The organism is Photobacterium jeanii, from assembly GCF_001650345.1.
GTDB classification, from domain to species: Bacteria; Pseudomonadota; Gammaproteobacteria; order Enterobacterales; family Vibrionaceae; genus Photobacterium; species Photobacterium jeanii.
This window is the reverse complement of record NZ_LVHF01000012.1, coordinates 1,083,519-1,100,703: the sequence shown is the minus strand read 5'-3', so window position 1 is coordinate 1,100,703 and position 17,185 is coordinate 1,083,519. Positions and strand designations below refer to the sequence as shown.

Below are 17,185 nucleotides of genomic sequence, written 5' to 3'. Positions count from 1 at the left end.
TCAGGTCAGCAAATGCTGACCTGAATTGTTTTTGGTAAGGGCAATATAATTAGGCTTCCCCACGCTTTAGCTGACTTAGCATAAACAAGCCTGCTGCGGCGACAACGACTGAAGGACCTGCCGGGGTGTCGTAATGCCAAGACATGGCTAAGCCAATACATACCGAAATGGCACCAAGTAACGAGGCTAATAGCGCCATGCCTTCGGGACCTTTGGCAAAGCGGCGTGCTGTAGCCGCAGGAATAATGAGTAGTGAGGTAATGATTAGCGCCCCAACAAACTTCATCGCGACGGCAATAACGACACCCACCAATAGCATCAAGATCAAGCGCATTAGATCGACATTAATGCCTTCCACTTGCGCCAGCTCTTCACTAATTGTCATTGATAATAATGGCTGCCATAAGGCGATCAATAAGGTCAGTACGACAGCAACACCGCTGTAAATCCAGATCAAATCCGTGGTGGTTACTGCTAGAAGATCACCAAAGAGATAAGACATTAGGTCGATACGTACGTGATCGAGGAAGCTAATCGCGACTAAGCCAAGAGACAGTGAACTGTGCGCCAAAATACCCAATAAGGTGTCAGTCGCGACATATTTTTGCTTTTGCAGTGTTACTAGCAATACCGCGAGTGCTAGACAGCACACCAATAGCGCAAGGTTAAGGTTGATATTAAAAAGAAAACCTAGCGCAATGCCCAGTAATGAGGCGTGAGAAAGGGTATCGCCAAAGTAAGCCATTTTGCGCCACACCACGAATGAACCAAGTGGGCCAGCAATCATGGCAATACCAATACCAGCAATTAATGCTGGTAGTAGAAATTCAAGCATCAGTGTTTATCCGAGTGAGAGTGGTCATGATCGTGTTGGCAAGGGCCAACAGGTTCACCAGCAAGGTTATGATCATGGTTGTGGTGATGATGATATAACGCCAATTGCTCACTTTGTTGCTGACCAAAAAGCGCAACATAAGAAGGATGATTGGTAATCGCATCAGGTTCGCCTGAACAGCAAATATGGTGGTGCAGGCAGATCACATGATCTGTTTTTGCCATCACTAAGTGCAAATCGTGCGATACCATCAAAATGGCACAATTGAGCATGTCGCGCAGCGACTGGATCAAACTATAAAGCTCAAGCTGACCATTCACATCGACCCCTTGCACCGGCTCGTCTAGCACTAAGACATCCGGTTTTTGTAATAGGGCACGAGCTAATAAGACGCGCTGCATTTCACCGCCCGATAGGCCGTGCATATTACTGTGGTGCAAATGACTACCACTTACCAGACGCAGAGCTTCTAAACGATCGGCTTCAGGGTATCGCCCAGCCAGACGCATAAAGCGATCGACAGTCAGAGGGAGCGCAGAATTCAATTGTAGTTTTTGTGGTACGTAACCAACACGGACGCCCTTGGCGCGGATCATTTTACCGCTGGTGGCTTTTTGCAACCCTGTGATCACTTTCACCAGAGTTGATTTACCTGCGCCATTAGGGCCAATGAGGGTCGTAATCTGACCACGTTCCAACTTGAGTGAAACCTGATCTAATACATGTCGCTCGGAAAATGTTACGGTGACAGACTGTAATTCAACTAATGTTGTCATAAATAAGAGAATATTAAGGACGTTAGCAAGCTTAGATGTTACAATATAACACTAAGTTTTGTATTAATGCTCACAAGTATAATGGAAACCAATATGAGTCGCTTCATCTCATTCGGTCTAATCGGTATTTTTTTATTCTCTAGTGCTTCTTTTGCTAAAGAGTTCAATGTTGTAACTAGTGTTAAACCTTTACAACTCATCGTTCAGGAACTCACAGCAGGAGTAAGTGAACCTCAAGTATTATTGCCGGCTGGTGCATCACCGCATGATTATGCATTGAAACCGTCAGATGTGAAGAAAATTCATGATGCAGACTTGGTGATTTGGGTTGGTCCTGAGCTTGAAACCTTTATGGTAAAAGTGCTTAAAAATGAAGTCACTAACTTAGCATTAACTGAATCTGACCGTATCGATTTTTTACATTATGAGCATGATGATCACAGTGACCATGCCGATCATGGTCATAGTCATGATGGTGTTGATCCACACTTCTGGATGGGGCCAACACAAGCGATGCAAGCGGCAAATGTCATTACAACGGCATTGATTGATGCTGATCCATTGCATAAAAATGAATATGAAGTTAATCTTGCCAAGTTTCAAGATTCTGTCAAATCCGCCACCGAGCAGTTGACAACTCAACTTAAGCCAGTAGCAGATCATGGCTACTATGTTTTCCATGATGGTTACGGTTATTTTGAAACATATTTCAAGTTAAACAACCTAGGCCACTTTACGGTTAAACCGGATCGTCGCCCAGGGGCTAAGACCCTGATTAGCATTCGTCGTGCTTTGCTTGATAAACAGGCGTATTGCGTATTCAGTGAGCCACAATTTTCACCGGCAGTTGTAAGTAGTGTTGTTAATGGCACGGATGTCAAAATTGGAACCTTAGATCCAATGGCTACAAACATTGCATACCAACAGGGTGGGTACATCGCGTTCTTAAATGAACTAGGCCAGAGTTTTACCAACTGTCTTAAATAATAATGAAAATACATAAAGTTGTAGCTGCTACTTTAAAGCAGCTACCGCGACAACATCGAATTGCGCTAGCTTCTACGTCGTTGTTGGTCTGTGCTGCTTTCCTTTGGCAGCCGTCTTCAACAGTATCGCTGGGTAGTTATAGTCAAGACCAGCGCGTAGATGTCACGTTAACAACAGATCTTGAAAAGCTATCGGACATGAACAGCGAGCCGATTGGCGCTGTTGTCGATCCTAAAGATCCTGAGTTCATCGTACCGAAAGACGAGCTAGATCAACAGCTTGAAGAAGTTGATGTCGCACACACTCACAAAGTGGCATCGGGTGAGACACTCGGTTCTATCTTCTCGCAATACGCGCTTCCTATCTCGACCATGTACACACTGATCGATGTAAATAAATCGATTCAGAATTTGCGTGTTGGTCAAACACTTGAGTGGTCGGTGGACGACGAAGGTCAAATTCAGTCGTTTGCTATTAAGCGTAGTGCGAAAACCACTGATACTTTTACCTTAACGGCGAACGGTTATTCTTACGAGAAGGTAGAAGAAAGTGGTGTTATTCAACCTGTATTCCTGACTGGACGGATTAGCGGTAGCTTCTATAACTCTGCTTTGGCGGCTGGGCTAACGGCAAATCAAATTCAAACGCTGGCGCAAAAGCTGCAATGGAGATTTGATTTCGGTCGCGAAGCACGAAAAGGTGACCGTTTTGCGGTGTCGGTTGAGCGAGAGTTCATCGATGGTCGTGCAGTGAATAAAGGCGATGTTAAAGCCATTTATTACCTGAGTGGTAATCGTGAAGTTTTTGCCATGCGCTATGATGATAACTTTTATGATGCCGATGGTAAGAGTTTGGATCGTGCGCTACGTCGTATCCCGCTAAGTAAGCGCTACCGTATTAGCTCGCCGTTTAATCCGACGCGTAAACACCCAATTACTGGGCGTATTTCACCACATAACGGCACTGATTTTGCCACTCCACGAGGAACGTCAGTTTTAGCTGCAGGTGATGGTGTGGTAGTGAAATCAAGTAAGCACCCATTGGCAGGTAATTATATTGTGATTAAGCATGGTCGTGAGTATATGACCCGCTATCTTCACCTTGATAAGCGATTAGTGAAAGTGGGCGAGAAAGTCACTATGGGTGAGCGTATTGCGCTAAGTGGTAATACCGGCCGCTCGACAGGACCTCACTTGCATTACGAGTTAATCAAGAAAAATCGCCCTGTGAATGCGATGAAAGTACCGCTTCCTCAAGCATCGCCAGTGCCAAGTAAAGAGCGTAAAACCTATCTTCGCCAGGCAAACGAAGAGCGCCAGAAGTTGCTGGAAGTGATGCCGGGCTAATACAAGAAATACGAAAAATGCGCACATTAGTGCGCATTTTTTATGCCTTCATGACTTGTATTCAGCAATGCAGACTAAATTTATAAAATCTTTACTAAAAAGGGTTGCGAAGCTGCCTCGATTCTTGTCATTATCGCGCGCTGTTTACAAAGGTATCGCTGGTATTGGTTTGCAATCTCGTTTGTTAGTCACCGTCTTTTGGGGATTTTTTCTTCTTTACTCATCATGGGTGAATGCTGCTCATAAGGCGATCGACCAAGCTGCTTTCTACACCTTCCCACTGCATAATCACACCAACCAATTTTCTATTGTAGAGATGATCGACAGTCCGAGCGGAGCTGGGCTTTTTATGCGAGATGCAAAAAGCAAGGTGTACTTCTACGATGGTCGTCGAGCTCACTCATTACGCGATAATCAAGGGCAGCGAGTTCGGCAAGTTAAAGCACTATCGGCTTCTGAGCAGTACTTATGGTTACTGCAATCAAATCGAGTGGTTGCCTATTCATTGGCGGATCGTCAGCTTGTTGATATTCCACTGCCGACCGAAGATGCTGTAGTCGATCTTGCCGTTTTCAAACACCACTTATGGCTGTTAACCGCGAAGGGCATGTGGGTTGTTTCGCTGGCTGATACTGAGCGTTATCTTACCTATGCCGAGCCTCTTTCCTTTACCTCAATTCCGTTATTAACCCACGGTGATGTTACTGGGCTCATTGTGGAAAGTGACCACTTATGGCTGACAACACATAATGCCGTACACCAAGTTTTAGCGTCTCCATCAGCGCATCATCCGCTTAAGATTGCACCCGTGATCGCACCACCATTGGTATTGCCTCGAGTTACGAGTATGGCGTTAGATCAGGCTGGCAGAATTTGGCTAGGGACGGAAAAAGGGTTATTCGTGCAACAGGGCGCTGAAGCGGTACAGCAAGTGCTCTCACATCCAGTGATTGCTTTAAGTTCGACTCAGCAAGGAGTGTGGGTTGGAACTCAACAAGGCTTATTTGTGGTTGATGAAGGCACTGAGTATGCTCGCCGTATTCAAGCTAAGCGTTACGATCCTTTATCGATCAGCGATGACCGAATTGAAGCCTTACACCGTGATCAATCTGGCTCACTTTGGATAGCAAATCAAGGTGGTATTAATTTTTTACCGCAGATTGGGCGCGCTTATCAACGTGTACGATTCGGTTTATCAGCACAGACTATATCGGCGAAATGGATCAACGATATGGTCGAGTTGGAAAATGGTGATATTTGGCTTGCAACGGATCAAGGGTTGGTGGCTCTGACTCCAGATTTAGAGCCATTTCAGCGCGTTGTCACTCATGGGGAAGTGAATCAGATTGCTTCTGATGGCAAGCACTTGTGGCTGGCGACTGAGTTTGGGTTAAAGCGTTATGATTTAAACAAAGCGGAATCAGATGCGGGTAGCTCAGTTACTAACGACTATCAGAAGATCGCGTTACCATCATGGTTTGAAAATGCCGGAATTCGACATATTCTAACCGACCGTTATGGCTCGGTATGGTTTGCTAAGCAAAGTATGCTCTATCGCTACTGGCCAAGTTCGGGAGAATTAGTGCTGTTAGGGCAGCACTGGCTTCGCAATGCTATTGCAGCGCCGACAATGGATAATTTGCTTGAACATAAGCTTGCTTCTGCGACGATATCCCCTAGGACAATAGCTCCTGCGGTAAAACAAGGGCAGGGCGATACGGCGTTGGATGAATCAATTCAGGTATTGTTTGAGGATCACCAAGGTCAGATCTGGATCGGTACATCTCGCTATCTGTACGTAATGGCCAAGCAGCAGATCTTAAAAGTGCCAATGGCTGACGATCTTGGTGGTGTTCGACGTCTTTATCAAGATCATCAACAGCAGTTGTGGGTAGCCATGGATAATGGCGTCATTTTGATAAAAGACGTGTTAGCGCCTCAAGCGACCTTCTTTTCATACCGTTCAACACCCGTTCATCCATCGTGTTTATTGGTTGATGGTGAACGTCTATGGGTTGCAGCCCAGCAAGGGTTAGGCACTTATTCACCACAAGATAATAGCCCGCGTTACTTCACCCCTCCGTTTGGCATGATTGCCAATGAAATTGATTCGGCTGTGTGCTTGCAAGCTCAGAATGGCAAATTGCTCTTTAGTGGTCGAGAAGGGGTGCTAAGCGTTGATAATCAGCAACTACTTGCTCCGTCGAATTATGCCTCACAAGTTATCGTCAGCGAAATTATCGCAGGGGAGCACACTAAGATGCGCGCCCATCAGCTGCAGCAACCTTTTATCTTTAACTATGGCGATATTTTACATATCAAATTGGGGTTGTTTCCTTTTGTTGATGATACCTCAATCGCTTTTCGCCTTATTGGTAGCGATGACCAAGAATGGCATCAGCTAGATGGTTATGAGCTATTTTTTGATGGTTTAGCGCCAGGGCAATACCAATTAGAGTTATTGCCGTCAGATCGAGAAAGTGAGCATCATTTTCATACTGAAGCGACAGTATTGATGCTAGAGGTGTTACCGCCTTGGTATTACTCACTCAAAGTTTTATTGATCAGTGGGTTATTGGTCGCACTCTTGGTCGGTGTTATTTACCGCTGGCGAGCTTATGTTGCTGAAAAGCAGAATGTGGCACTCAAGCAGGCAATCTTTCGTAAAACAGCGCGGATTGAGCAACAAAAGCTACACCTTTCAAGCCGTATTCATGTGTTGCAACATCAAGTTCAGCAATATGAGCAAAACAGTGAAGTGAACCTGATTCCTGAGCAGCGCAGCATGACTTCATCTTGTGAAGTAGCGTCCTCTGAATCTTGTACAGTTCATGACTGTAAGAGCCAAAAGTGTCTTGAGCCATCTCGTGATAATAATTCTAATTGTCCAACCGACTGTGCTTCGTGTTGCCCAAGTAGCTACCCTGAAGTTAAACCCGAACAGAGCGCAGAGCTTTCGCTGTGGGGAGAGCAAGTCAAAGGATTGATTGAAGCTCACTTTCATAACCCTAATTTTGGCACTGCAGTTGCGTCACAGGCTTTGTATATTTCTGAGCGTAGCTTACAGCGTAAGTTTAAAAGTGAGTTTGGCGTGGCATTTAAAGAGTACGTAAATCAATTTCGCTTTACGCAAGCCAAACTAATGTTAGCGCAAGGCGATCGTGTGTCTGATGTGGCGATGGCATGTGGCTTTAATGAACCGTCATACTTCAGTTATCGATTTAAACAGAAGTTTGCCATGACGCCTTCTCAATACGCTGCTCAATTTACTGATTAGTGCTGTTGTAAATTGTCTTACTTATCTTTTCTTAACCTTATCGTTGCCTATTTAGGTATTTTTACTTTTTGTTTCGCTTGCGGTGAGTGTAGCTAGCGCTTACTGAAGCAAAGGGAAATAGCATAGATTAATAGCTCATTGATGTGCTTGCTGATGGTATGCGAAAGAGCAGGTCATTAGAGACAGCGGCAAAGGGCTTGAAAGCTGGAATAGTATGGGAAGGTATGAGGTTTTGTGGAATAAAAAGCAAAAAGACGTGGCATGAGTGCCCATGCCACGGGTGTAAATGACACCTTCGCTTGCTGCTGAGCAATAAGGTGACTTATTACTCTGAATAACTAACAGACAGAACTAGAAAGCCCGTGCTCTGTGGGACTTATAGTAGGGGCGAAGGGCACAATAGCGATATTACATCTGCGCCATTATCACTTACATATTTCCGTCATATTTTTAATTATTTATATATCAATAAGTTGCCTGGATTTGTAAGAGGTTACGTCAAAAACGTCAAAATGCTTAATACCTATAAATGGTGAGGTGAGTGTAAATAAATTAAGTTTTATTGACATCAGTCAATGCTTCAACTGTATCAATATGTAACATGTCAGTATAAATGCAAATTATTATTATTAAGGTAAGCGATTCATGAAATTGTCGGAAATGACTTGCGGTGTGAGCGCAGTCGTGACGAGTCTTTCGGCATTGCCGACTGCAACTCGTAAAAAGCTGATGGTGATGGGTGTATTGCCTAACACTGAGCTATCTGTGGTACGTATTGCGCCTATGGGCGACCCTCTTCAAGTGCGTGTGCGCGGTGTGGATGTGGCATTGCGTAAGCAAATTGCAGCTAATATTGAAGTCGAGGTGCGCTAATGCAATACAATATTCTGACCGTAGGGAATCCTAATAGCGGTAAAACCACACTTTTTAACGGCCTAACTGGTGCTAAACAACAGGTTGGTAACTGGGCGGGTGTAACTGTTGAGAAGAAAACAGGTATGTACCGTTGTGCGGGTGATGACTTCGCGCTGACAGACCTTCCGGGTATCTACAACCTTGATAGTGCTAATGATGCTAACAGCTTAGATGAAGCGATTGCTTCACGTGCTATTCTGACAACACCTGCAGATGTGATCATCAACGTGGTTGATGCATCGTGCCTTGAACGCAGCCTATACATGACACTGCAATTGCGCGAGTTAGGTCGTCCAATGGTAGTGGTACTGAACAAAATGGATGTACTGGCGCGTCAACGTCAGGTACTGGACGTAAAAGCACTAGAGAAAGCACTAGGCTGCCCAGTATTCACTCTGTCTGCTAACAGTCAAAAACAAGTCGCTGAGTTCAAAACCAAGCTTCATAAAATGCTAGCGCAAGGCATTGCCGTTCAAAATCTATCATTGAACTATGGCGAAGCATTTGAAGCTGCAATCGCTGAAATTGAACCTCTATTTAGCAGCACTGAGCTAAATGCACGTTCGCAAGCAATTCGTGTGCTTGAAAATGACACACTCATCATCAATCAACTATCTGAGAACGATAAAGGTACAGCTTGTAACGTTCGTAATAAGCTAATGGTTGATGTTGACCCAGATATTCAAGTTGCAGACGTACGTTACACATTCTTGCACCAACTTTGTCAGCAAGTACGTCGCCAAGAAGGTAAATTAAGCCGTAGCGTAAGCGATAAGATCGATAGTGTACTGCTGCACCGTGCTTTCGGTGTTCCTTTCTTCTTCGTTGTTATGTACCTGATGTTCATGTTCTCGATTAACATCGGTAGTGCATTTATCGACTTCTTTGATATTGGTGTTGGCGCTCTGCTGGTTGATGGCGGTCATTACCTACTTGATGGTCACTTACCCGTTTGGCTAGTTACTGTTATTGCTGACGGTATCGGCGGTGGTATTCAAACAGTTGCGACTTTCATCCCTGTTATCGCATGTCTTTACTTGTTCCTTGCGTTGCTAGAAAGCTCTGGTTACATGGCGCGTGCTGCATTTGTGCTTGATAAAGTGATGCAGAAAGTCGGCCTACCTGGTAAAGCATTCGTACCTTTGGTTCTTGGCTTTGGTTGTAACGTACCGGCTATTATGGCAACACGTACTCTAGAGCAAGAGCGTGAGCGTAAACTAGCAGCTGCGATGGCACCGTTTATGTCATGTGGTGCTCGCCTACCTGTATATGCACTATTTGCGGCTGCGTTTTTCCCAGAAAATGGTCAGAACGTGGTATTCGCACTGTACCTATTGGGCATTGCAGCTGCGGTTATGACGGGTTTGATCCTACGTCATACACTTTACCCAGGTTCAAGCGATAGCTTCATTATGGAAATGCCAGACTACGAATTGCCAACAATGCGCAATGTAGGTATCAAAACATGGCAGAAACTGAAGAAATTCGTATTGGGTGCCGGTAAAACTATCGTGGTTGTTGTGGCAATCCTAAGCTTCTTCAACTCGCTAGGTACTGACGGTAGCTTTGGTAACGAAGACACTGAAAATTCTGTACTGTCAAAAGCAGCACAAATCGTGACACCAGTACTTGCGCCAATCGGTGTTAAAGAAGATAACTGGCCTGCAACTGTGGGTATTATCACTGGTATCTTTGCGAAAGAAGCCGTGGTAGGTACGCTGAACAGCTTGTACGCGCCATCTTCAGATGAAGAAGAGTCTGAGTATGATCTAATGGCGAGCCTAGAAGAAGCGGTAAGCAGTATTGGTGCTAACCTTGCTGACTTAAGCTACAGCGATCCTTTGGGTATTACTGTTGGTGAGCTAAACGATCTTGAAAGTGCAGCAGAAGAGCAAGAAGTTGATGCTTCTATCTTTGGTAACATTCAAGCGCACTTTGTAAGTTCAGCGGCGGCAATGGCGTACTTGATCTTCATTCTGCTATACACACCGTGTGCGGCAGCAATGGGTGCGTATGTTCGTGAGTTCGGTTCTAAGTTCTCATGGTTCATCGCGGGTTGGACTATGCTACTGGCTTACACCTTTGCATCGCTTTACTACCAAATTGCGCACTTTAGCGATCACCCAACCACCAGTATGCTGTGGATTGGCTTCTTCGTTGGTATTAATGCGTTCTTGATTGCGATGTTTAAGCGTCAAGGTAAGAAACAGCAACAAGCAGAGATCTTAGCATTATGATTTTGCAGCAGCTGAAAAACTATATCGAACAGCACGGTCGTACACGCCGTCGTGATTTAGCTAACCACTTTGGTATGAGTGAAGACGGTGTTGATGCCATGCTGGCAGTCTGGGTCCAAAAGGGCAAGATTGGCAAAGAGCTGGTAGGGTGCGACAGCGATAGCTGTTGTCAGTCGGCTCAAGAGGTATGGTATCGTCAGCTGCAAAGCAACGAGCTTGCAATCACTGTGATGCGCTAAATCGCAAGTGTTAGATAAAACAAAGGCAACCTTCGGGTTGCCTTTTTGCAATTTGGTATTTGCTTTTAGCGGGGATCAGAACTCGTCAGCTGCTTGGAAACCCTCAATGTTTGCAAGCTCTGCGACTAGCTCTTCTGCTAGTGCGCGTTGTAACTCATCGCTGCGTTGAGTGCCATCGGTATTACCCCAGATTGGTCCCGGCCATGCAACATCGTTCTCAAAGCGCGCAATATGATGTACGTGAAGTTGAGGGACAAGGTTGCCAAGCGCGCCCACATTAATTTTATCGGCTTGGTAATCTGTCTCTAATAGTGCAGCAACCGCGCTTGATTCGCGCATCAGCTGATATTGTTCTTCCATTGGCAGATGGTGAATTTCACGTAAAGCTTCTTTGCGCGGCACTAAAATTAACCAAGGACCTAGGGCTTCTTTTGATAGCAATACACGGCACAGCGGTAAGTCACCTAAAACTGTGGTATCTGTCGCTAAACGCGGGTGTAGCATGAAACTCATTGTAAATATTCCTATAGAGTACAGCGCTGCTCACAGGCTGATAGATTGAAAGTTTTTTCACATCCGCCCTGCGCTATTCTGAGATTAATAACCAAGTATAACAATTGACGTGTTGTGGTGACTGAGCCGTTATGACGCCCATTAAGGGGGATAGGGCTTAAAGCCATGATTATGAGGGCTATTCTGACATGGTCAATGGGTATCTCAATGATATCGTATCAGTTTTGTTATACCAACGATGTGTCAGAGCAAGATGGATGGAGAAGGGTGATGGTAGCTGAATATCAAGCCGTATTGGATTATTGGTTTGGCGAGCTAGAGGGTGATGTAACGCGTAATAACCAAAATGCGTTGTGGTTCCAAGGCGGCGCTGAGGTCGATCAGTACATCACAGACACCTTTTTGCCATTGGTGAGTCGAGCCGGGCGGGGGGAATTAGCGCACTGGGCCAAAGAGCCAAAAGGCGCGCTGGCACTGATTATCTTACTCGATCAGTTTAGCCGTAATATCTACCGAGGTTTGAGTGCCGCGTTTCGTAATGATGCACTGGCATTAGCGATTTGTAAGCGAGGGTTGGCAAGCAATCAAGACCAATTCCTCACCCCGATTGAGCGGGTATTCTTTTATCTGCCATTAGAGCACTCTGAAATGCTAGATGATCAGGAAGAGTGTGTATTTCGCTTTGAACAGTTAAGACAGCAAGTCGCAGATCCTCACCGTGCGATGTTTGATGGTTTTTATGATTATGCGTTGAAGCACTTTGAGGTGGTGAAACAGTTTGGTCGTTTCCCGCATCGCAATGCCGCCCACGGCCGATTATCGACCACAGAAGAACTGAGCTGGTTAAATGAAGGCGGGCAGCGCTTCGGGCAATAGTAGTAACTTAACCTAAATAGCAAAAAGGTCAGCAATTGCTGACCTTTTATGATTCTGACACAAGGTTACTCTTGTTAAAGGCAGGTACTGTTGGAACCGATGTTAGTTAACAGGTAATACGCGGTTACGACCTAGTTTTTTGGCTTGGTTTAAGAATTCATCTGCACGACGAATCACATCAATGACGGGCTCTTGCGGCTGCTGCTCCGCTAAACCAAATGAAGCCGTGATCGAATTAACGCGCTCTCCTTTTTTACGATCCATGACCGCAATTTTCTCAATATTTCGGCGCAAGGTTTCAGCATGTTGACGAGCCGAAGCCAGTGATCTATTTGGTAGTACTAATGCAAACTCTTCTCCGCCAAAACGGTAGGCTTGCATTTGCTCGCGGCAGCTTTCTTTTAAACGACGTGCCACGGCTTTGATCACTTGATCACCCATTTGGTGGCCAAAATCATCGTTAAAGCGTTTGAAGCGATCGATATCTAGCATGATCAACGAATAAGGCTGCTTTTTAAGCTGGAAGCTTTCCATATCACGGTCAAAGGCGCGGCGGTTGAGAATACCGGTTAGCGCATCTTCATTGGCTTCTTTCTGGCTTTCATGTAAAGCGGCGCGCAACGCGGCAATTTCTTGCTGGGCACTATTGAGTTGTGTTCTGAATGCTCCCGCTGATAGCTGGATATTACGAGACTCTTTCACTAAGTTGCGGACCAAGCCCATGGTTTCTTCAAGCGACAAGCCTTCTTTTTCGGCTAACTCAAGCTGGTTAAAACCTTTGTTTAGATTATGCTGGAAAGATTCCGTTTCGCTGAGGGTGTCGGTCATCGAATGGGATAGCTCTTGCATCATTGCGGTGAGGCTTTGCTTGAGTTGTGCCATATCTTTCACTGTTTTACTGGCGATATGCTGCTGGTACAGTTTGTCACATGCGGTCGGGCTGCATTGACCTTGTTCGGCAATTTCACCATCAATGGCTTGATTAAGTCGTGGTGACTGTTGGGTGACATAGGTATACCACAGCGCATAGTTAGCCGGCGTGGTCGGGACTTTGTGTTTGATCATGAGTGGCACTGTTTCTTTCAGTGTTTCAGTAGACTTCACAAAGTTATCGTTGTTCATAGCCTGTGTTCCGTAAATCAGCAGCAAAACAATTCGTGACCATCATACGGATTGTTGATTTGGTCGCAAATTTAAGTGAGTTGTATGTTGTTCTATATGTAGGCCGCAATTGTATCAGGCTATGAGTAATCAATAAAAAACATTGAGCACAACCCTGCTCTTAATCAATTTTTATGGCTTAACCTCACAAAAAATAACATTGGTCACTATGATTCGTTGTGATTTAAGGTGGGTTTGTTCAGTTGTTATATGAACGCTAGGCATAAAAAAAGCCCTCTAAGGATACCTTAGAAGGCTTCTGAATTTTAGTACAACATAGTACCTTTTTACGTATATTACATACGGTCTAGTGTTTCGATACCTAGAAGCGCAAGACCTTGCTTGATAGTTTTCGCAGTTAGCAACGCTAGTTTCAAACGGCTTTGTTTCACTTCTTCGTCAGCATTTAGGATTGGGCATGCTTCGTAGAAGCTAGAGAATTTACCAGCAAGTTCGAATAGGTAAGTACACATTAGATGTGGCTGACCTTCGCGAGCTACGTTCATTACAGCTTCTTCGAATTGAAGAAGTGTTGATAGTAGCGCTTGCTCTTTCTCATCAGTGATCACAACAGGGTGAGTCAGTTCAGATGCTTCGATGTTCGCACGTTTGAAGATTGAAGATACACGAGTGTACGCGTACTGCATGTATGGTGCCGTGTTACCTTCGAACGCAAGCATGTTGTCCCAGTCGAAGATGTAGTCGGTAGTACGGTGCTTAGAAAGGTCTGCGTACTTAACCGCCGCCATTGCAACAGTTTTCGCAATGTTTGCTTTCTCTTCAGCGTCTAGCTCTGGGTTCTTTTCTTCGATCAGTTTCGCTGCACGTAGTTCAGCTTCATCAAGAAGATCAGCAAGACGAACAGTACCACCAGCACGAGTCTTGAATGGACGACCATCTTTACCTAGCATCATACCGAATGCATGGTGCTCAAGTGTTACTTCTTCTGGCACGTAGCCCGCTTTACGTACGATAGACCAAGCTTGCATTAGGTGCTGGTGCTGACGTGAGTCGATGAAGTAAAGCACGCGGTTCGCGTTTAGCTCTTCAAAACGGTATTTCGCACATGCGATATCCGTTGTGGTGTATAGGAAGCCGCCGTCACGTTTTTGGATGATAACACCCATCGCTTCGCCGTCTTTGTTTTTGTATTCGTCTAGGAAAACAACTTTCGCGCCATCGCTTTCTACAGCTAGACCTTTTTCTTCTAGATCAGCAACGATGCCAGGTAGCATGTGGTTGTACATTGACTCACCCATCACGTCATCACGAGTTAGTGATACGTTTAGGCGGTCGTAGTTGCGTTGGTTTTGGATCATTGTCACGTCAACCAACTTCTTCCACATTTCAGCACAGTACTCGTCGCCACCTTGTAGTTTCACTACGTAGCCACGTGCGCGCTCTGCGAAAGCTTCGTCTTCGTCGTATAGCTTCTTAGATTCACGGTAGAAAGCTTCAAGATCTGACAGTTCCATTGAAACTTCGCCAGACTCGTTTTGTACACGTTCAAGGTTTGCGATAAGCATACCGAACTGAGTACCCCAGTCACCGATGTGGTTTGCACGGATAACGTTGTGACCTAGGAATTCAAGGGTACGTACTACTGCGTCACCGATGATAGTTGAACGTAGGTGACCAACGTGCATTTCTTTCGCTACGTTTGGAGCAGAGTAGTCAACAACGATGTTTTGTTGTTCTTCAGTTGCAACACCTAGACGATCGTCTTTTAGTGCAGCTTCAGCGCGCTCAGCAAGCCATGTTTTGCTTAGGAAAATGTTGATGAAACCTGGGCCTGCAATTTCAACTTTCTCAGCGATGCCGTCTAGATCTAGAACATCAATCACTTTTTGTGCGAACTCGCGAGGGTTAGTGCCAAGTTTTTTAGCAACGCCCATTACGCCGTTTGCTTGGTAGTCACCAAACTGTGGTTTAGCAGATTGGCGAACGGCTGCTGGGCTTCCAGCTGGTGCGCCAGCAGCTTCAAGAGCTTGAGAAACCTTGTCATTAATTAGTGCTTGAATGTTCACACGCTTATCCTTCAAATCGTTTAGAACGCCAGAACTTGTTTTTCTGACGTTGCAAGAATGTCACTGCGTTCGAAATCATTACCGTCAAAAATAGTCACGATATCGAGCCTAAAGGGGGAATTCCCCTAGAGGATACCATTGCGTGAGTATTTTTGACGGGCAAGTATAGCTTTCAGCAAAAGAAAGTCTGCGAACACAGATTCTTAATTACCCTAATAATACCCACAAATTAAGGTGTTTTGGCAACCCATAATACCGATTGTTTGCGATTTTTTTTTCGCTTTGACTAGCAACTGAAAATTATGCATCAGCCAAGATGTTATAAGGTCTGTCACGGGCATCATTGTACTTTCGTCGATGGCTAAAACGTGGATAATTATGCGCTTGCGATAAGAATTACCCACCGCCCATTAAAATTGGCTTTGTGGTAGGGTAACGAAAGAGAATTTTGAGGAGAAAAACATGCAGAAGCTCACTGACGCTGGACTACATCCAGAACAAATGTTGGCAGCCTTACCGACATTTATGGCCGAGATTGCGCAATTAGCCGCCGACCTAGAGGTGGATCTCAGCTCATACCAAGCTGATCATATTGCTTTGCGTGTTAATGACCTTTCGTTGGCGAAACAGTTGCACCATGCTTGGTTGGCATACGGTGAGGAGTGGTCGGTCAATGAAATCAATGGTCGTCCCATTGTGGTCATTGGTTTTGAAAAGCCGCTGCAAGTAGATGGTTGGACAATTGAAGCGCTTGAACTGCCGTACCCAAGCGACAAAGTGTACCCGCAGCAGGGTTGGGAGCATGTTGAGTTTGTTATTCCATCGGCATCAGCTAATACCGATGAGCTGAAAGTCGCGCTAGAGCAAACGTTGCCAACATTGGCATGGGATAGCTTGACGGAAAAAGGGATAAAGGTGAAAGCGAGTTCGCCATCGGGTGAACACGAGCGCTTAGCTAACCCTACTTATGCTTTTAAGAAAGGAAATGTTTGTATCAAACTTCACCCTTGTAGCTTAAAAGCGGTGATTGAAAGCGAAGCCGAATAATTGCGTAATTAGCGCACTGTCATAATTGCCAATGATAAGGCGTGCCATGAGCACGCCTTTCTTTTACGGCTTACTAGAACTATTCGTTGAGTTACAAGATGACGGTGCGGTTATTAAGCACAAAGACTCTATCGTCCAATACCAATCCCAGCGCTTTGCTCAATACCGTCTTTTCGACGTCGCGCCCTGAACGAGCCATATCGCTAGCACTAAAGTTGTGATCAACCGGAATGACATTTTGGGTGATGATCGGCCCTTCATCCAAATCATTGGTAACAAAGTGGGCTGTGGCACCAATGATCTTAACCCCGCGCTCATATGCTTGTTGGTACGGCTTCGCCCCAATAAATGCAGGCAAGAAACTGTGGTGAATATTGATGATTTGATTAGGGTAATGCGCAACAAATTCAGGCGTTAGGATGCGCATGTATTTTGCCAGCACCACGTAATCGGGTTGGTATTGGTCGATAGCTTGTAACAATGCAGCTTCGTGTTCTTCGCGACTGATCCCTTGATGGCTAATGTAGTGGAATGGAATATCAAACTTTTCAGTGAGGTTTTGTAGGGTATCGTAATTGCCAACGACAGCCGCAATTTCAACATCAAGACATCCATCCATGGCTTTCACTAAAATATCACCCAAGCAATGGGCTTCTTTGGTCACCATGATCACAATGCGCTTGCGTGCAGAGCTAATTAACTGGCGTTGAGTGCCTTTGGGTAGGGCTTGGTCAAGATCGTAGAGGAAGGTTTGGTCGTTAAACACGCCCTCTAGCTCGGTGCGCATGAAAAATTGTTGATTGGTGTTATCAACAAATTCATTGTTATGAATAATATTCAGTTGGTGCTTATAGCAGATATTGGTGATTTTCGAGATCAAGCCCACGGCATCAGGGCACTCGGTGCGTAAGGTTTTCTTTTCCATTGTCTTCCTTGAATCATAATTTTT

The 17,185-nt window shown here is 45.2% G+C and carries 14 protein-coding genes; 8 read left to right on the top strand and 6 right to left on the bottom strand.

Features of this window, described 5'->3' with window-relative positions; all coding sequences use genetic code 11:
- Window positions 1–49: 49 nt before the first annotated feature.
- Window positions 50–835, bottom strand: a complete 786-nt coding sequence (gene znuB / locus A3K86_RS06290; protein WP_068329246.1) for a zinc ABC transporter permease subunit ZnuB — start codon at window positions 833–835, stop codon at window positions 50–52.
- Window positions 835–1,611, bottom strand: coding sequence for a zinc ABC transporter ATP-binding protein ZnuC (gene znuC, locus A3K86_RS06285; RefSeq protein ID WP_068329243.1), 777 nt, complete (start codon window positions 1,609–1,611; stop codon window positions 835–837). Before znuC ends, znuB begins: the two co-directional genes overlap by 1 nt.
- 93 nt (window positions 1,612–1,704) lie before the next feature.
- On the opposite strand from znuC, the gene znuA reads away from it, so the two are divergent.
- The 6 genes from znuA to A3K86_RS06255 all read left to right on the top strand — a co-directional run bounded on the left by znuA (window position 1,705) and on the right by A3K86_RS06255 (window position 10,612).
- Window positions 1,705–2,598, top strand: coding sequence for a zinc ABC transporter substrate-binding protein ZnuA (znuA, locus tag A3K86_RS06280; protein ID WP_068329236.1), 894 nt, complete (start codon window positions 1,705–1,707; stop codon window positions 2,596–2,598).
- A gap of 2 nt (window positions 2,599–2,600) precedes the next feature.
- On the top strand, window positions 2,601–3,944 hold the full coding sequence (gene mepM / locus A3K86_RS06275; RefSeq protein WP_068329235.1) for a murein DD-endopeptidase MepM: 1,344 nt from the start codon (window positions 2,601–2,603) through the stop codon (window positions 3,942–3,944).
- A 124-nt stretch (window positions 3,945–4,068) separates the two neighbouring features.
- Window positions 4,069–7,221: an AraC family transcriptional regulator gene (locus A3K86_RS06270; protein WP_068329234.1), complete on the top strand. Its 3,153-nt coding sequence runs from the start codon at window positions 4,069–4,071 to the stop codon at window positions 7,219–7,221.
- 645 nt (window positions 7,222–7,866) lie between these two features.
- Entirely contained in the window at window positions 7,867–8,094 is a 228-nt protein-coding gene (locus A3K86_RS06265) for a FeoA family protein (protein WP_068329232.1), read from the top strand.
- Complete coding sequence (feoB, locus tag A3K86_RS06260; RefSeq protein WP_068329230.1) at window positions 8,094–10,373, top strand: Fe(2+) transporter permease subunit FeoB; 2,280 nt, start codon at window positions 8,094–8,096, stop codon at window positions 10,371–10,373. Before A3K86_RS06265 ends, feoB begins: the two co-directional genes overlap by 1 nt.
- Window positions 10,370–10,612 (top strand): FeoC-like transcriptional regulator, encoded by a 243-nt coding sequence (locus A3K86_RS06255; protein WP_068329227.1) that lies wholly within the window; start codon window positions 10,370–10,372, stop codon window positions 10,610–10,612. The genes feoB and A3K86_RS06255 overlap by 4 nt, the downstream gene beginning before the upstream one ends.
- 75 nt (window positions 10,613–10,687) lie before the next feature.
- Here the strand turns inward: A3K86_RS06255 and A3K86_RS06250 are convergent, their stop codons facing one another.
- Window positions 10,688–11,125 carry an HIT domain-containing protein gene (locus A3K86_RS06250; protein ID WP_068329224.1) on the bottom strand — a complete coding sequence of 146 codons (438 nt, stop codon included), beginning with the start codon at window positions 11,123–11,125 and terminating at the stop codon, window positions 10,688–10,690.
- Between the two features lie 270 nt (window positions 11,126–11,395).
- On the opposite strand from A3K86_RS06250, the gene A3K86_RS06245 reads away from it, so the two are divergent.
- Window positions 11,396–12,001 (top strand): DUF924 family protein, encoded by a 606-nt coding sequence (locus A3K86_RS06245; protein WP_068329221.1) that lies wholly within the window; start codon window positions 11,396–11,398, stop codon window positions 11,999–12,001.
- A 102-nt stretch (window positions 12,002–12,103) separates the two neighbouring features.
- Here A3K86_RS06245 and A3K86_RS06240 read toward each other — a convergent pair whose 3' ends face one another.
- Together A3K86_RS06240 and argS are read right to left on the bottom strand one after the other, a co-directional pair.
- The gene (locus A3K86_RS06240) at window positions 12,104–13,123 is read right to left on the bottom strand and encodes a GGDEF domain-containing protein (protein WP_068329219.1); all 1,020 of its coding nucleotides are present in this window, start codon (window positions 13,121–13,123) and stop codon (window positions 12,104–12,106) included.
- A 335-nt stretch (window positions 13,124–13,458) separates the two neighbouring features.
- Window positions 13,459–15,189 (bottom strand): arginine--tRNA ligase, encoded by a 1,731-nt coding sequence (gene argS, locus A3K86_RS06235; protein WP_068329218.1) that lies wholly within the window; start codon window positions 15,187–15,189, stop codon window positions 13,459–13,461.
- 462 nt (window positions 15,190–15,651) lie between these two features.
- Between argS and A3K86_RS06230 the strand changes: the two genes are divergently transcribed.
- Window positions 15,652–16,236, top strand: coding sequence for a VOC family protein (locus A3K86_RS06230; RefSeq protein WP_068329217.1), 585 nt, complete (start codon window positions 15,652–15,654; stop codon window positions 16,234–16,236).
- 91 nt (window positions 16,237–16,327) lie between these two features.
- Here the strand turns inward: A3K86_RS06230 and purU are convergent, their stop codons facing one another.
- Window positions 16,328–17,161, bottom strand: coding sequence for a formyltetrahydrofolate deformylase (gene purU / locus A3K86_RS06225; protein WP_068329215.1), 834 nt, complete (start codon window positions 17,159–17,161; stop codon window positions 16,328–16,330).
- Window positions 17,162–17,185 lie beyond the last annotated feature (24 nt).

What these genes read in the sequence shown, in the direction of transcription:
- znuB (WP_068329246.1), bottom strand. Translation starts at nt 835, where the DNA reads ATGCTTGAATTTCTACTACCAGCATTAATTGCTGGTATTGGTATTGCC.
- znuC (WP_068329243.1), bottom strand. Translation starts at nt 1,611, where the DNA reads ATGACAACATTAGTTGAATTACAGTCTGTCACCGTAACATTTTCCGAG.
- znuA (WP_068329236.1), top strand. Translation starts at nt 1,705, where the DNA reads ATGAGTCGCTTCATCTCATTCGGTCTAATCGGTATTTTTTTATTCTCT.
- mepM (WP_068329235.1), top strand. Translation starts at nt 2,601, where the DNA reads ATGAAAATACATAAAGTTGTAGCTGCTACTTTAAAGCAGCTACCGCGA.
- A3K86_RS06265 (WP_068329232.1), top strand. Translation starts at nt 7,867, where the DNA reads ATGAAATTGTCGGAAATGACTTGCGGTGTGAGCGCAGTCGTGACGAGT.
- feoB (WP_068329230.1), top strand. Translation starts at nt 8,094, where the DNA reads ATGCAATACAATATTCTGACCGTAGGGAATCCTAATAGCGGTAAAACC.
- A3K86_RS06255 (WP_068329227.1), top strand. Translation starts at nt 10,370, where the DNA reads ATGATTTTGCAGCAGCTGAAAAACTATATCGAACAGCACGGTCGTACA.
- A3K86_RS06250 (WP_068329224.1), bottom strand. Translation starts at nt 11,125, where the DNA reads ATGAGTTTCATGCTACACCCGCGTTTAGCGACAGATACCACAGTTTTA.
- A3K86_RS06245 (WP_068329221.1), top strand. Translation starts at nt 11,396, where the DNA reads ATGGTAGCTGAATATCAAGCCGTATTGGATTATTGGTTTGGCGAGCTA.
- A3K86_RS06240 (WP_068329219.1), bottom strand. Translation starts at nt 13,123, where the DNA reads ATGAACAACGATAACTTTGTGAAGTCTACTGAAACACTGAAAGAAACA.
- A3K86_RS06230 (WP_068329217.1), top strand. Translation starts at nt 15,652, where the DNA reads ATGCAGAAGCTCACTGACGCTGGACTACATCCAGAACAAATGTTGGCA.
- purU (WP_068329215.1), bottom strand. Translation starts at nt 17,161, where the DNA reads ATGGAAAAGAAAACCTTACGCACCGAGTGCCCTGATGCCGTGGGCTTG.